Annotated in this window: 14 protein-coding genes; 8 read left to right on the top strand and 6 right to left on the bottom strand. The window is 54.1% G+C overall.

Going from position 1 to position 14,986, the window contains the following annotated elements; translation table 11 throughout:
* Nucleotides 1–42: 42 nt before the first annotated feature.
* Nucleotides 43–513: a thioesterase family protein gene (locus GC087_RS22035; protein WP_006121457.1), complete on the bottom strand. Its 471-nt coding sequence runs from the start codon at nt 511–513 to the stop codon at nt 43–45.
* A 190-nt stretch (nt 514–703) separates the two neighbouring features.
* On the opposite strand from GC087_RS22035, the gene pldA reads away from it, so the two are divergent.
* The 3 genes from pldA to rhtC are packed head-to-tail and all read left to right on the top strand — an operon-like array spanning nt 704 to nt 4,065.
* Nucleotides 704–1,579, top strand: a complete 876-nt coding sequence (gene pldA / locus GC087_RS22030) for a phospholipase A (protein ID WP_033737373.1) — start codon at nt 704–706, stop codon at nt 1,577–1,579.
* A gap of 23 nt (nt 1,580–1,602) precedes the next feature.
* Nucleotides 1,603–3,429, top strand: coding sequence for an ATP-dependent DNA helicase RecQ (recQ, locus tag GC087_RS22025; RefSeq protein WP_006121459.1), 1,827 nt, complete (start codon nt 1,603–1,605; stop codon nt 3,427–3,429).
* Nucleotides 3,430–3,441: 12 nt separating this feature from the next.
* Nucleotides 3,442–4,065 carry a threonine export protein RhtC gene (gene rhtC, locus GC087_RS22020; protein ID WP_324029358.1) on the top strand — a complete coding sequence of 208 codons (624 nt, stop codon included), beginning with the start codon at nt 3,442–3,444 and terminating at the stop codon, nt 4,063–4,065.
* A gap of 64 nt (nt 4,066–4,129) precedes the next feature.
* Here the strand turns inward: rhtC and rhtB are convergent, their stop codons facing one another.
* Nucleotides 4,130–4,753, bottom strand: coding sequence for a homoserine/homoserine lactone efflux protein (gene rhtB / locus GC087_RS22015; protein ID WP_058708543.1), 624 nt, complete (start codon nt 4,751–4,753; stop codon nt 4,130–4,132).
* Between the two features lie 113 nt (nt 4,754–4,866).
* On the opposite strand from rhtB, the gene pldB reads away from it, so the two are divergent.
* Together pldB and yigL are read left to right on the top strand one after the other, a co-directional pair.
* On the top strand, nt 4,867–5,859 hold the full coding sequence (pldB, locus tag GC087_RS22010; protein ID WP_324029356.1) for a lysophospholipase L2: 993 nt from the start codon (nt 4,867–4,869) through the stop codon (nt 5,857–5,859).
* A 54-nt stretch (nt 5,860–5,913) separates the two neighbouring features.
* Nucleotides 5,914–6,714, top strand: coding sequence for a sugar/pyridoxal phosphate phosphatase YigL (gene yigL / locus GC087_RS22005; protein ID WP_033737375.1), 801 nt, complete (start codon nt 5,914–5,916; stop codon nt 6,712–6,714).
* A gap of 41 nt (nt 6,715–6,755) precedes the next feature.
* Here yigL and glpT read toward each other — a convergent pair whose 3' ends face one another.
* Nucleotides 6,756–8,096 carry a glycerol-3-phosphate transporter gene (gene glpT, locus GC087_RS22000; RefSeq protein WP_058708542.1) on the bottom strand — a complete coding sequence of 447 codons (1,341 nt, stop codon included), beginning with the start codon at nt 8,094–8,096 and terminating at the stop codon, nt 6,756–6,758.
* A 357-nt stretch (nt 8,097–8,453) separates the two neighbouring features.
* Here glpT and GC087_RS21995 point away from each other — a divergent pair, with 357 nt between their 5' ends.
* The gene (locus GC087_RS21995) at nt 8,454–9,317 is read left to right on the top strand and encodes a carboxylate/amino acid/amine transporter (protein WP_324029354.1); all 864 of its coding nucleotides are present in this window, start codon (nt 8,454–8,456) and stop codon (nt 9,315–9,317) included.
* Nucleotides 9,318–9,505: 188 nt separating this feature from the next.
* On the opposite strand, the gene GC087_RS21990 is transcribed toward GC087_RS21995, so the two are convergent.
* From GC087_RS21990 to GC087_RS21980, 3 genes are all read right to left on the bottom strand, one after another.
* A complete protein-coding gene (locus GC087_RS21990) occupies nt 9,506–9,985 on the bottom strand; it encodes a YehS family protein (RefSeq protein ID WP_006121467.1) in 480 nt (159 codons plus the stop codon).
* Between the two features lie 84 nt (nt 9,986–10,069).
* Nucleotides 10,070–10,987, bottom strand: a complete 918-nt coding sequence (gene metR, locus GC087_RS21985; protein ID WP_006121468.1) for an HTH-type transcriptional regulator MetR — start codon at nt 10,985–10,987, stop codon at nt 10,070–10,072.
* 428 nt (nt 10,988–11,415) lie between these two features.
* Nucleotides 11,416–12,252, bottom strand: a complete 837-nt coding sequence (locus tag GC087_RS21980) for a dienelactone hydrolase family protein (RefSeq protein WP_006121469.1) — start codon at nt 12,250–12,252, stop codon at nt 11,416–11,418.
* Between the two features lie 302 nt (nt 12,253–12,554).
* Between GC087_RS21980 and udp the strand changes: the two genes are divergently transcribed.
* Nucleotides 12,555–13,316 carry a uridine phosphorylase gene (udp, locus tag GC087_RS21975; RefSeq protein WP_006121470.1) on the top strand — a complete coding sequence of 254 codons (762 nt, stop codon included), beginning with the start codon at nt 12,555–12,557 and terminating at the stop codon, nt 13,314–13,316.
* Between the two features lie 144 nt (nt 13,317–13,460).
* On the top strand, nt 13,461–14,960 hold the full coding sequence (gene rmuC / locus GC087_RS21970) for a DNA recombination protein RmuC (RefSeq protein WP_033737379.1): 1,500 nt from the start codon (nt 13,461–13,463) through the stop codon (nt 14,958–14,960).
* The last annotated feature ends 26 nt before the right edge of the window (nt 14,961–14,986 follow it).

Genomic DNA, 14,986 nt, shown 5'->3' with positions numbered 1-14,986 from the left:
TACTGCGTGGCAGGGCCTGAACGGTGCCACGCGTCGATTCGCTTAACCGGTCAGGTAGGTCGCGGTTGCGGTGGCAATGTAAAGGCCCTGCTCATTATGTAATTCCACCCGCGCCACAGAGACTTTATTGCCGGCACGCAGTAAACGGCTGCTGGCAATAAAGCGCTCGCCCCGTCCGGGACGGAGATAATCCACCCGCATATCAATCGTTCCCATACGGGACAGTCGCTGGCGCAGCACGTCTTCACTTATCTGCTCATCACGTGTCAAGGCATGGCTCACGCACACCATGCCCGCGGCGACATCCAGTACCGCTGCTGTTACACCACCATGAAGAATGTGCTGGGCGGCATTGCCCACCAGCATGGTTTTGTTGGCAAAACTGATTTCTGCGTAATCGGGTTCCAGGCGATCCAGTTCCAGACCCAGCGCCTGATTAAACGGCATGTGATAAATAAAAATTTCACCGACGAGGCGGCGAGCGTCCTGCTGAGTCAATAGCACGGATGACATGGTGTTTAGTCCTGAACAGCTGGTAATTGAACTGTAGATGTTAATAAGATGTTTATTCTATGCTTCGCTCGACAGGGTTTCCAGTTTAGGAAATCAGCGCTGATGTTCACCCACTTTTGTGTGTAGAATGTCCTGCTTTTTACAACACCCATTCGCTTTTATGAATACGCAGTTTTCACCGGAGAATCCTATGCGTAAGCATCGCGCCTTGCTGGCGGCAATGTTACTTCCTGCTTTGGCGCAGGCGGACGAAGCCACAATTAAACATGTTCACGATGCACCGCAGGTGCGAGGCAGCATCATTGCCAACCTGCTGGAGCAGCACGACAACCCGTTTGTGCTTTATCCTTACGAAAATAATTATCTGCTTTACACCTATACCAGCGACATAAATAAAGAGGCGATTTCCTCTTACAACTGGGCAAAAAACGCACGTAAAGATGAAGTGAAATTCCAGCTCAGCCTGGCATTTCCGTTGTGGCGTGGCATTGTCGGTGACAACTCCGTATTAGCGGCGTCTTATACTCAGCGCTCATGGTGGCAGTTATCCAATAAAAAAGAGTCGTCGCCTTTCCGTGAGACGAACTATGAGCCACAGATTTTCCTGGGCTGGGCGACCGATTACTCGTTTGCCGGCTGGACACTGCGTGACGTTGAGGTCGGTGTGAATCATCAGTCTAACGGCCGCAGCGATCCGACCTCACGCAGCTGGAACCGTGTTTATACTCGTCTGATGGCGCAGAACGGTAACTTCCTGGCCGAGATCAAGCCCTGGTTCCGTATTTCAGAAAGCGCGAATAATGACGACAACCCCGATATCACCAAATACATGGGTTATTATCGTGCGAAGTTAGGTTACGCCATGGGCGACAGTATTTTCAGCGTTGAAGGCAACTATAACTGGAATAGCGGCTACGGCGGCGCTACGCTGGGCTGGAGTTATCCGATCACCCAACACGTTCGTTTCTATACGCAACTGTTTAGCGGCTATGGCGAATCCCTTATTGACTACAACCATCGTCAGACACGCGTCGGTGTGGGCGTAACACTCAACGATTTATTTTAATTAACCATCAAGTCAGGATCACAGTGGCAACCTCGGCAGTTCTTAATCAGGAAGCGTTGGCGCAGCAGGTATTACAGGATACCTTCGGCTACCAGCAGTTTCGTCCCGGTCAGCAGGCCATTATCAATGAAGCGCTGAATGGGCGAGACTGCCTGGTGGTGATGCCAACCGGCGGCGGGAAATCACTCTGCTATCAGATCCCCGCGCTGGTGCGTGAAGGGCTGACACTGGTCGTCTCGCCCTTGATCTCGCTGATGAAAGATCAGGTGGATCAACTGCTGGCAAATGGTGTTGCGGCGGCGTGTCTCAATTCGACCATGACCCGCGAGCAACAGCAAAACGTCATGGCGGACTGCCGAAACGGACGCGTAAAGTTGCTCTATATTGCGCCCGAACGCCTGATGATGGATAACTTCCTGGAAAGCCTGGCGCACTGGCAGCCTGCGATGCTGGCGGTGGATGAGGCGCACTGCATTTCTCAGTGGGGACACGATTTCCGGCCCGAGTACGGCGCACTGGGGCAGATGCGTCAGCGCTTTCCCGATCTGCCGGTTATGGCGCTCACGGCGACCGCCGACGAAACCACCCGTCTTGATATCGTCAACCTGCTGCATATGCAGGACCCGCTGATTCAAATCAGCAGTTTTGATCGACCCAATATCCGCTATACGCTGGTGGAAAAATTCAAACCCACCGAACAGTTACTGCGTTACGTACAGGATCAGCGGGGCAAGTGCGGCATCATTTACTGCAACAGCCGGGCAAAAGTTGAGGACACGGCCGCGCGCCTGCAGAGCCGCGGTCTCAGCGTGGGTGCCTATCATGCCGGTATCGACAGCGCGCAGCGCGCCCGCGTGCAGGAAGCGTTTCAGCGCGACGATCTGCAAATTGTGGTCGCCACCGTGGCGTTTGGCATGGGCATTAACAAACCCAATGTGCGGTTTGTGGTCCATTTCGACATTCCCCGCAATATCGAATCCTACTATCAGGAAACCGGCCGTGCGGGTCGTGATGGCCTGCCTGCGGAAGCGATGATGCTTTATGATCCTGCAGATATGGCCTGGTTACGTAAATGTCTCGAAGAGAAACAGCCCGGCCCGCTGCAGGACATAGAGCGGCATAAATTGAATGCCATGAACGCCTTTGCTGAAGCGCAGACCTGTCGCCGTCTGGTGCTGCTGAACTACTTTGGTGAAGGGCGGCAGCAACCTTGTGGTAACTGCGATATCTGTCTCGATCCGCCTAAGCGCTATGACGGTCTGGTTGAAGCCCAGAAAGCGCTTTCGAGTATTTACCGTGTCGGCCAGCGCTTTGGCATGGGTTACATCGTTGAAGTTTTGCGCGGCGCGAACAATCATCGTATCCGTGAACAGGGTCACGACAAGCTGCCGGTTTATGGGCTGGGTAAAGAGAACAGCCATGAGCATTGGGTGAGTGTGCTGCGTCAGCTGATTCATCTGGGGTTAGTCACCCAAAATATTGCCATGCATTCTGCACTGCAACTTACCGAAGCGGCCCGACCGGTGCTGCGCGGTGAAGTCCCGCTGATGCTGGCGGTACCACGGCTCATTACAACCAGACCGAAAAGCAGCAGTTCGGCAAAAGTCTACGGGGGTAACTATGACCGTAAGCTGTTTGCCAAACTCCGCAAGCTGCGTAAGGCGATAGCGGATGAAGAGAACATTCCACCCTATGTGGTCTTTAACGACGCCACATTGCTGGAGATGGCGGAACAGATGCCGGTCAGTGCGTCAGACATGTTGAGCGTGAATGGGGTCGGTCACCGTAAACTCGAACGTTTCGGTAAGCCCTTTTTGCTGATGATTAAAGAGCATCTTGATGAAGAGTAAAGAGGCATTACCATGTTGATATTGTTTGGCACGATTGCGTTGGTCCACCTTGTTGCGCTCATGAGCCCCGGCCCGGATTTCTTTTTCGTTTCGCAAACGGCGGCCAGCCGTTCGCGCAAAGAAGCGATGTTGGGTGTGTTGGGCATTACGCTGGCGGTCATGATCTGGGCAGCGGTGGCGTTAATGGGCCTGCATTTGATCCTGCAAAAAATGGCCTGGCTGCATCAAATCATCATGGTCGGTGGCGGGCTTTACCTGTTATGGATGGGATGGCAGCTGATCCGTTCCGCGCGTCAACGTCATAAGCAGCCGGTACAGCAGGAACCTGTCGTCGATCTGCCAAAGAAAGGCATGAGCTTTATCAAAGGGTTGTTAACCAATCTCTCTAACCCCAAAGCGGTGATCTATTTTGGTAGCGTCTTCTCATTATTTATCGGTAACGGTGTCGGTGGGCTGGAGCGCTGGGGATTGTTTGTGTTGATTAGCGTCGAAACCTTTGCATGGTTTTCCCTGGTCGCCGCAATTTTTGCTTTGCCATGGATGCGGGATAAATATCAGCGTGCCGCGAAGTGGGTGGATGGCATGGCGGGCGTACTGTTCGCCGGATTTGGCATTCATCTTATCCTGTCACGCTAAGGTCGCCAGACCGGCTTTATGCGGCCGCCGACAGTATGCTCTGTCGTGCGGCTGCAGGTGTACATCAGGCCATTCGCCTTGCGCTGGCCAGCAGTCCGCCAATCGCAATAAATAATCCCCCGAAAATACGGTTCATCAGCTTCATCTGTTTAGGGCCTTTGATCCAGCCCGCAATGCGCGTCGCTAAGGTGGCGTAACCAATCATCACCACGATATCCACCAGTACGGTGGTTATGCCCAGAACCAGATACTGGAGCATAAGGGGTTGATGAGGAAGGATAAACTGCGGAAACAGCGCGGCCAGAAACACAATGCTTTTGGGATTGGTGAGGTTCACCATGACAGCCCGTTTAAACAGGCGGCGACGCGGCATCGCTTTTGACATCGCGTTGAGATCAATGGTGCCGGCAGCCCGCCACTGTTGAATACCCAGCCAGACCAGATAGCCGGCACCGGCCCATTTCAGAATCTCAAACGCCAGCAGCGACTGAGAAAACAGCGCGCCAAGACCCACCCCTACCAGGGCGATATGCAGCGCGAGCCCTACCTGCAGCCCGGAGATGGAGGCGACGGCACCACGATAACCGTGGCTGATGCCGGTGCTCATGGTGTTAATCGCGCCTGAGCCGGGTGAGAGGCTCAGAATTGTGGTGGTAAGAAGGTAGGTCAGCCACCATTCGATGGTCATGGGTTGTACTCCCGGTCTCGTCTGAAGTGTGACACAATACGCCAGAATGCTGCGCAGAGCCATGGACATCATGCGGCCGTTCAGACTCTTTTTTCCGGCAATCAGGAGGGCGGATGAAGCAACACAGGGCAAGCTGGCTGCGACGCGAAAAGGCCTTTGCCGCCTTTGCTACTGGTCCACTGCTTGATTTCTGGCACAGCCGTGAAGAGTGCGAATTCACTGGCGTTGGAAACCTGACATTGCGCTATGTCCGGTTCATTTCACCGCAACATAAACGCGTCATCCTTATCGTGCCGGGGCGCATCGAAAGCTACGTTAAGTATCCCGAACTGGCTTACGATCTTTTTCACTGCGGCTTTGATGTGATCGTGCTCGATCATCGCGGTCAGGGGCGATCGGATCGTCTGCTGGATGACTCTCACCGCGGGCATGTGGTGGAGTTCAGCCATTATGTTGATGACCTCGAAACGCTTTATCTCAAAGAGATTGTGAGCCGTCATTATCAGCAGCGCTATTCACTGGCTCATTCGATGGGCGGCGCGATTTTGACGCTCTTCCTGGCGCGTCAGCCCGGTGCATTTCATGCCGCCGCGCTGGTGGCTCCCATGTTTGGGATTGCGTTGCCGTTACCCGCTTTTCTGGCGCATAAGATTCTTGACTGGGCGGAAAAGCGCCCCGCTGTGCGTGAGGGTTATGCATTAGGCACAGGGCGCTGGCGGGCGCACCCTTTCGGCATCAACCGGTTAACGCACAGCCATGAGCGCTACCGCCGCAGTCTGCGTTTTTATGCGGATGATCCGGCTATTCGCGTGGGCGGACCTACGTATCACTGGGTCAGAGAAGGGATTCATGCCGGGCGCAATATTCTGAGCCAGGTGGATAACATTACGACTCCGTTGCTGGTGCTGCAGGCCAGTGAAGACAGCGTGGTGGATAATCGCTCGCAGGATCTGTTTTGTGACGCGATGGCGGCAGCCGGTCACCCCTGTCAGGGCCGGATACCGCAGGTTATCAGCGGCGCGCGCCACGAGATCCTGTTTGAAAAGGACAGCATGCGCGCCGAAGCGCTCAATACCATCGTCGATTTCTTTTTATCGCAGCATTAGTTCGCAATTTACATTACCGGCTACGGCCAACCGACACCGATACCCGAGGTTTTCATGTACCACATTGTTGTGTCCGATCTGGATGGCACACTGCTTTCTCCCGAACATCGCCTGACCGCCAATGCGCGCGAAACGCTTCAGCAACTGGTCGCGCAGGGCATTCACTTTATTTTTGCCACAGGCCGTCATCACATCGATGTCGGGCAAATGCGTGACAAGCTGGGGATTCCGGCTTACATGATTACGTCAAACGGCGCGCGCGTTCACAATCCGGCAGGGGAGCTGGTTTTTAGCCACAATCTGGACGCGGACATCGCCCACGATCTGTTTGGTCTGCAGTATCATCATCCGGACGTGCTGACGCATGTTTATCGCGACGATGAGTGGTTTGTCAGCCGCTGCAGTCCGGCGGAGAAGGATTATTTTCGCGAGTCCGATTTTCACTATCAGGTTTATGAGCCGGGCATGCTGCCGACGGATGGCATCAGCAAAGTCTTTTTTACCTGTGAAGAACCAGAACACCTTGTCCCTATGGAGCAGGCCATCGAAGCACGCTGGGGCGACAGGGTTAACGTGAGTTTTTCGCTGCCGACCTGCCTCGAAGTGATGGCAGGCGGCGTGTCAAAAGGCCATGCCCTGGAAGCGGTGGCAAAACAGTTAGGCTTTACGCTTAAAGACTGTATTGCGTTTGGTGATGGTATGAATGATGTCGAAATGCTGAGTATGGCAGGCAAAGGCTGCATTATGGCTAACGCCCATCAGCGTCTGAAAGACACCTTACCTGAACTGGAAGTGATTGGCAGTAATGCCCAGGATGCCGTCCCGGAGACGCTGAGAACACTCTATCTGTCGTAATCCGAAAAGAAGGCCGGTAAGCCGGCCTTCTGGCAAAGCTGTTATGCCCTTTTTTGCTTATGCCGGTGCTCACTGATCATGGTTAACAGCAGCAGCACTACCGCCATAACGGCGCCGGCAATCATCACGATGAATCCGCCATCCCAGCCGAAGTAATCGACGGTATAACCCACAATGGCGCTGGCCGCGACTGAGCCACCCAGATAACCGAACAGCCCCGTAAACCCGGCAGCCGTGCCAGCCGCTTTTTTGGGTGCCAGCTCCAGCGCATGCAGACCAATGAGCATTACCGGTCCATAAATCAGAAAGCCAATCGCGATCATGCAGGCCATGTCCACACCGGGATTGCCCGGCGGATTTAGCCAGTAGATGACGGTAGCAGCGGTAACCAGCGTCATAAAAAACACCCCTGTCGCACCACGGTTGCCGCGAAAGACCTTGTCTGACATCCAGCCGCACAACAGCGTACCGGGAATGCCCGCATACTCATAAAAGAAGTAGGTCCAGGAGGACTTATCAAGCGTGAAATGCTTTACTTCTTTCAGGTAGGTCGGTGACCAGTCGAGGATGCCGTAACGCAGCAGGTAGACAAACACATTTGCCAGAGCGATGTACCACAGCAGTTTGTTGGGCAGGACATACTTCATAAAGATTTGTCTGGCAGTGAACTCTTCCTCATGACTTTCGTTGTAATCCACCGGATAGTCGTTTTTATAGGCCTCAATCGGCGGTAATCCACAAGATTGCGGCGTATCGCGCATCAGGGCAAAGGCCAGAATCGCAATGGCGATCGCCCCGAAGGCGGGCATATATAGCGCGGCTTTCCAGTCGTTGAACCACGCCATCCCCAGCAGAAACAGCAGGGGCGGAATCCCGCCGCCGACGTTATGCGCACAGTTCCACACAGAAACGATGCCGCCGCGCTCCTTTTGTGACCACCAGTGGACCATAGTGCGTCCGCAGGGCGGCCAGCCCATTCCCTGAAACCAGCCACAGATGAACAGCAGTACGAACATCACCATAATGCTGGAGGTTGCCCAGGGCACAAACCCCATAATCAGCATTACAGCAGCCGCCAGCGTTAAGCCGGCAGGTAAGAAGACCCGTGGATTCGACCGGTCTGACACCGAACCCATAATAAATTTGGAAAAGCCATAGGCGATGGAGATGCCTGAAAGCGCAAAACCCAGATCGCCGCGTGAGAAGCCTTGTTCAACCAGGTAGGGCATCGCCAGGGCGAAATTCTTTCGAACCAGATAGTAGGCCGCATAGCCAACGAAAATTCCGATAAAGATTTGCCAGCGCAGGCGACGGTAGCGTGGATCGATACGATGATCTTCGACCCGGGGCTGGTGTGGTGCAGGTTTAAAAATACTCAACATAGCGGTGGCCCTCCAGGGCGCATTATGATTTTGATTCCCGGCAGGTTGGGCAAAACTCAAGAAAACGGCGATCGGGATGCGCCATTTCGCGCAGAGAATAGACAGAGATACGTGGCTTTACTGTGATGAATGACAAATATGTTACAGATTTATGACATCCTGGCGCGAAAAGCTCAGGCCGATGCGCTGATTCGCACATTTTTCTGCTGACAGGATATGCCCGATAAGAAGGTAAAAAGCCTGACCGGCAGATTAATGCGTAACTGCCTGGTTAATGCACAGATGTCAACCAGATAAATCTCCCTGCTGTGCGGACATTGTTTACACTGTCGCTCTGTTTATTTCGGGGTTGTTACCGTGCTTTTATTGATTGTTACTACCATTCTGTGGGCTTTTTCATTCAGCCTGATTGGCGAGTATCTTGCCGGTCAGGTTGACAGCTGGTTTTCGGTGCTGATGCGCCTGGCGCTGGCGGCCGTGGTATTTTTGCCTTTCCTGCGCTGGCGCGGCTATCGCCCCTCTACGCTCCTGCTGTATATGCTGGTAGGCATGCTGCAACTGGGCATCATGTATTTACTGAGTTTCGAAGCCTATCTCTATCTGAGCGTGTCTGAATTCCTGCTGTTTACCGTGATGACGCCGCTGTACGTCACGTTGATCTACGACGTGATCAGTCGACGGCCTCTGCGCGCAGGGTACATTTTCAGTGCGTTGCTGGCTGTGGCGGGCGCGGCAATCATTCGTTATGACAAAGTCAGCGATAACTTCTGGTTCGGCCTGTTGCTGGTACAGTTAGCCAATATTTGCTTTGCAGCAGGTATGGTGGGCTACAAACGTTTGCAGGAAACCCGTTCTGTGCCGCAGCACACGGCCTTTTCGTGGTTCTATCTGGGCGCGGTGCTGATTGCGGTGGTGGCCTGGGCCGTCTGGGGCAACCCGCATAAACTTCCGACCACCTCACTGCAGTGGGGCATTCTGGTCTGGCTGGGCGTGGTGGCGTCCGGACTGGGTTACTTTATGTGGAACTACGGTGCTACGCAGGTCGATGCTGGCACGTTGGGCATCATGAACAACATGCATGTGCCGGCAGGCTTGCTGGTCAACCTGGCGATATGGCAGCAAAAGCCACACTGGCCAAGCTTTATTGCCGGTGCGCTCGTGATAGTAGCGTCCTTGTGGGTCCATAAGCGCTGGGTGATCGGTAAGAACAATCAACAGTGAAGAAACAAGGCATCGCCGCGCATCGACGCCAAAAGTAGCAGGCCGCTCAGTCTGTTGCGATCCCATGGCGGACGGGGCGCGCGTCGGCAGAAGGCGAGCAAGACGGCGTCTGCTCGCCCGGCAGAGCGGACCGCATTGTTATCCCGGTGCGCTTTCTCCGGCGGGACGAGCGTAAGTCGGCGGCTGGTTTAAGCGGGCTTGCCTGGCGCAGGGCGATGAATCATCGTCAGCCCCTTGAGGAAATTACGCAGAATCTGGTCACCGCATTCACGATAGTTTTTGTGATCCGGTTTACGGAAGATCGCGCCAATCTCCGCCTGAGAGACGGTGAAGTTGGCTTTTTTCAGGATATCAGGGATGTCGGTCGTTTTCAGGTCAAATGCAATACGCAGCTTTTTCATGAAAATGTTGTTATTCATCTTACGCTCGATGGAAGGCGCAGGGGCATCCTCACTTTTCCCACGGCGATGAAAGATTAAGCCATTCAGAAAATAGCCCATCAGGACATCGGGGCAGGGGCGAAATGCCGCATCTTCATCTTTTTTCAGCCAACTGGTGATATCGGCCTGAGGAACCTCGCACTCCGCTAAGGCAAAAATCGCCACCATTTTGGCATCGTTCAGATCGAGCATATAGCGCACGCTGCGCAAAATATCGTTGTTAGTCATGGTGAGATCGTCTCAAGGTCAGTCAACAGGCTGCGCATTATAGGGGATTTTGCCCGCCGCCGCGCAGCTTTGTCGCTCATGCGGCTAAACGGCTGCAGGATGCGCGGCATTCCTGACAAAAGGCAAATGTTCACAGGCATGCTGACGGGCAAAATGGATAAAGGCTTCCAGCACAGGCTGACGCTGCTCGCCGTCACGCACGGCGGCATAAAGCCGACTCCATAATCCCTCTCCCAGTGTTTTCGTGATCACTAACCCCTGTTTTTCAAAGCTCTCCACTACCCAGTGTGGCAGCGCGGCAATGCCCATGCGCGCCGACACCATCTGAATCATCAACAGCGTGTTATCCACATTCTTCAGTGCAGGACTGATGCCCGCGGGCTGAAGGAAATGACGCCAGATATCCAGCCGCTGACGCTGCACCGGGTAAATCATCAACACTTCGTCGGCCAGTGCGTCAGGGGATATATGTTCGACCTGAGCCAGAGGATGATCGGGTGCCAGCACCAGGCGCACTTCGAAATCGAACATCGGTGAATAGAACAGGCCCGAGCGCGGCAGAATATCGGACGTTAAAACGATATCCAGCTCACCCTGTTGCAGTGCAGGTTGCGGATCGAAGGTCACACCTGATTTAAAATCCATCACCACCTGTGGCCAGCTCTGACGAAACTTATCCAGTGCCGGCGTGAGCCACTGAATGCAGCTATGACATTCAATGGCAACACGAAGCGTAGTCTGTTGCGGCTCATGGCAGGCCTGAAGCGCCTGCTGAATTTGCGGCAGAATCTGTTCCGCCAGCTGCAACAGAATTTCGCCCTGCGGCGTGAAGCGCAATGGCTGGCTTTTGCGTACAAACAGGCGGAATCCCAGCCGCTGTTCCAGATCGCTGAACTGATGTGACAACGCCGACTGCGTCTGGTGAAGCTGGGCGGCCGCGGCGGCCAGCGAGCCGGTATTCCGCAGAGCCTGAAGCGTCCGGAGATGTTTGAATTCGATCATGAGGGTCCTTCACATCGAAACTGAATAATTTGCGCTTGAGAGACATACAGTACCCGCAGAATATAGCGGTGTAAACATCTGGACGGCTAAACGTGACTGGCGATCAGACTGACCCAGGCATTTCTGGAGAATAGCAAATACCAATCCATAACCCTACTCCCGGCTTTTCACGTACAGGTGTGCGGCGCGAGCTGAAAAATGAGTATTTGCTTATCCAAACGGAACGGACCGGAGGGTGACGACATTCACTCAAGAAATAGCAGAAAAAATGAGGCGCGTTATGTTGCTGCAGAACGGCTATGGGACACTCCGCAATCCAGCCTGAAAACCCACCAGGCTTGTGAGCAGGGTTAACGCGGAAAAGCTCTCAGATTTGCGGGTGTTGGATGGCGACGTCGAGAGTTTGGGCGCTTACGCGCCCTTTTTTATCACTCAGTGGATGCGACACCGTACTGCTTAAACCAGGCTAACATACGTGCCCAGCCGTCTTTTGCCGATTCGGCATGGTAGCTCGGACGATAGTCGGCGTTAAAAGCATGCCCGGCATCGGGATACACAATGATCTCTGCCTTTGCGTTTGCAGCATGTAAGGCCTGGCGCATCTGCTCCACGCTTTCCAGCGGAATGCCGTCATCCTGACCACCATACAAACCCAGCACAGGCGCGTTCAGATCCACAGCAATATCGATAGGATGTTTTTGCTGCTTCATGGTTTTTTCCCCTACCAGGCGACCATACCAGGCCACGGCAGCGCGAAGTTGCGGGTTGTGTGCCGCATAGAGCCAACTGATGCGTCCGCCCCAACAGAAACCGGTAATTCCCATCCGCCGGATATCGCCACCGTTGCGGGCCGCCCAGTTAGCGGCATGATCGAGATCCGCCAGTACCTGGCTGTCAGGCACCTTGCTGACCAGTTCTTTAAACAGCGTAGGAATATCGTTGTAGTCGTTGGGGTCGCCTTCGCGGAAGTAAAGCTCTGGCGCGACAGCCAGATAGCCTTCCAGCGCCAGACGACGACAAATGTCGCGAATGTGTTCATGAACGCCGAAAATTTCCTGCACGACCAGCACAACAGGCAACGGCCCGTCTGCTGACTGCGGTTTCGCGTAAAAAGCCGGAAGATTTTCACCCTGACTCGGAATAGACGTCTCACCGGCGTGGATGGCCGGGCTGTCGGTAATAATGGTGGTCGAAGCCGTGGGCTGAACTGCCGGAGCAAACGCGCCTGCGGCTGATTTTTGTGTCATATTATCGTCGGTTTTCATCGTTATCTCCGTGCAAGCGTATGCGCAATCACGTAACTATAGCCTGGGCATTTATTACTGGTTCCGGGCAATGCGTAACAGAGCTTATAACCTTTAAAATACACTTCTCTTTAACATTCTCATGCTGCCTTCCACATCACCATATGTAGCATTACGGAAGGTCTGAGATAAATGTGTGATATTAATCACTAAAAATTTCACCGAAAATGTAACTTTCATTTTCTTGAGTGAAACCAGTCACACATTTAACCCGTCGGGTAACGTAAAGTGGCGTACTGTTTTTCCTTAACCCGGAGTCTGATATGACACAGTCTGACGTTTTCCATCTTGGCCTGACGAAAGCCGACCTGCAGGGGGCGACACTGGCCATTGTTCCTGGCGATCCGGAACGTGTAAAAAAAATTGCCGGACTGATGGACGATCCCCGGCACCTGGCTTCCCATCGTGAGTTCACCAGCTGGCTGGCTAAGCTTGACGGTAAACCCGTCGTGGTCTGTTCTACCGGGATTGGCGGACCTTCCACCTCCATTGCCGTCGAGGAGCTTGCTCAGCTTGGAGTGCGCACTTTCCTGCGTGTAGGGACAACGGGCGCCATCCAGCCGCATATCAATGTCGGCGACGTTCTGGTTACGACGGCGTCTGTACGCCTGGACGGTGCCAGCCTGCACTTCGCACCAATGGAATTTCCGGCCGTCGCCGATTTCACCTGCACAACGGCCTTAGTGGCTGCGGCAGAAGCCTGCGGTGCCAAAACTCATATCGGGATTACCGCCTCATCTGATACTTTCTACCCCGGCCAGGAGCGCTACGACACCTTCTCGGGCCGCGTCGTGAACCGTTTTCAGGGCTCTATGCAGGAGTGGCAGCAGATGGGCGTCCTGAACTATGAGATGGAATCGGCGACGCTGTTAACCATGTGCGCCAGTCAGGGCCTGCGCGCAGGCATGGTGGCGGGCGTGATTGTTAACCGCACGCAAAAAGAGATTCCCGATGCAGTGACGATGAAGCAGACCGAAAGCGATGCCGTCAAAATAGTAGTTGAAGCGGCGCGTCGCTTACTCTAGCCCTTCGTTTGACAGACAGGCCGGCTGTCCGGCCTGTCATGGCCTTGTCTTTACGTCTCGTCTTCCCCCTTCAGTAAATATATCTGGACATTCATACAGTGCGAATTTACCTTTTTCCTCAATAGCCTGACCAGCGGGGAGAATATGGATCAGCACATCATTATCAGCATCTGCCTTGGGCTCGCCGGCCTGGGTGTTGGCTGGATACTGGCGCAAATGCGTGTCAGTCATCAGTTAGCCAGCTTTACCACAGAGCGTCGTCTGCTTAACGAAGCACAACAACGTCAGCAACAGCATATCGAGCAGCTCCAGCAGCAGCTGCAACAGCGCGAACAGGAGTTGAGACAGCTTCATGGATCATTAAGCGGAGCCAATGAGCGCCTGCAACAGCTGGATTACTGGCGTAATGAGAGCGAGCAACTGACACGAGAGCTGCGCAATCAGCTGGAGGTGAACAGCGCGCAGGAAGCCGAGCTGCGTGAAGTGACCATCCGTCTTGAGGAAACCCGTTTTGCAGCGGAAGAGAAGCAGCGCCTGTTGACCAACAGCGAGCAGCGGCTTAGCGCGCAGTTTGAAAACCTGGCTAACCGAATTTTTGAAAACAGCGGTCGCCGCGTTGATGAGCAAAACCGTCAAAGTCTGAACAGCCTGATTGGGCCGTTGCGTGAACAGCTCGATGGCTTTCGGCGGCAGGTTAATGAGAGCTTTGGCGCGGAAGCGCGTGAACGCCATACACTGACCCACGAGATTCGTCAGCTACAGCAACTGAATGCGCAGATGGCCCAGGAAGCGCTCAACCTGACCAAAGCGCTCAAAGGCGACAACAAAATCCAGGGCAACTGGGGCGAGGTGGTGCTGAGCCGGGTACTGGAAGCGTCAGGATTGCGTGAAGGCTATGAATACGATATCCAGGTCAGCATGCAGAACGAGCAGCAAAGCCGCATGCAGCCCGATGTCATCGTCCGGCTTCCCCAGGGGAAAGATGTGGTGATCGACGCCAAAATGACGCTGGTTGCCTACGAGCGGTATTTCAACGCGGATGACGACATTGAACGTGAACAGGCCATTCAGGCGCATATCAGTGCCGTACGCGGCCATATCCGTTTGCTGGGCCGTAAAGATTATCAACAATTGCCCGGTTTACGCTCACTGGATTATGTGTTGATGTTTATCCCGGTTGAACCGGCGTTTTTACTGGCAATCGATCGGCAGCCAGAATTGATCGGCGAAGCGCTCCAGCAAAATATCATGCTGGTCAGTCCGACCACGCTGCTGGTTGCATTGCGTACCATCAACAATCTCTGGCGCTACGAGCATCAAAGCCGCAATGCGCAGCGGATTGCCGAGCGCGCAGCCAGGCTTTACGACAAAATGCGCCTGTTTGTTGATGATATGAGCGGTATTGGTCACAGCCTTGATAAGGCCCAAAACAGCTATCGTGAAGCGATGAAGAAGCTGGCAGAAGGGCGGGGTAATTTGATCGCACAAACGGAAGGCTTCCGTGACTTAGGTGTAGAGGTTAAACGCGCTATCAATCCCCATCTGGTCGAACGCGCGATGCCCGAAAATGAGCACGACAGTATGCCCGGTAACGACCAAAACGCAGACGAAAGTTGTGAGCGGGTTCGGCACCTCCACGAATAAGCAGGTCGCCAACGTGCCTGACCTCC

The sequence above is a fragment of the Pantoea sp. JZ2 genome, from assembly GCF_035191405.1.
GTDB classification, from domain to species: domain Bacteria; phylum Pseudomonadota; class Gammaproteobacteria; order Enterobacterales; family Enterobacteriaceae; genus Pantoea; species Pantoea stewartii.
Note: the sequence above shows the minus strand (reverse complement) of the source record. Positions and strands in the feature narration are given on the sequence as shown.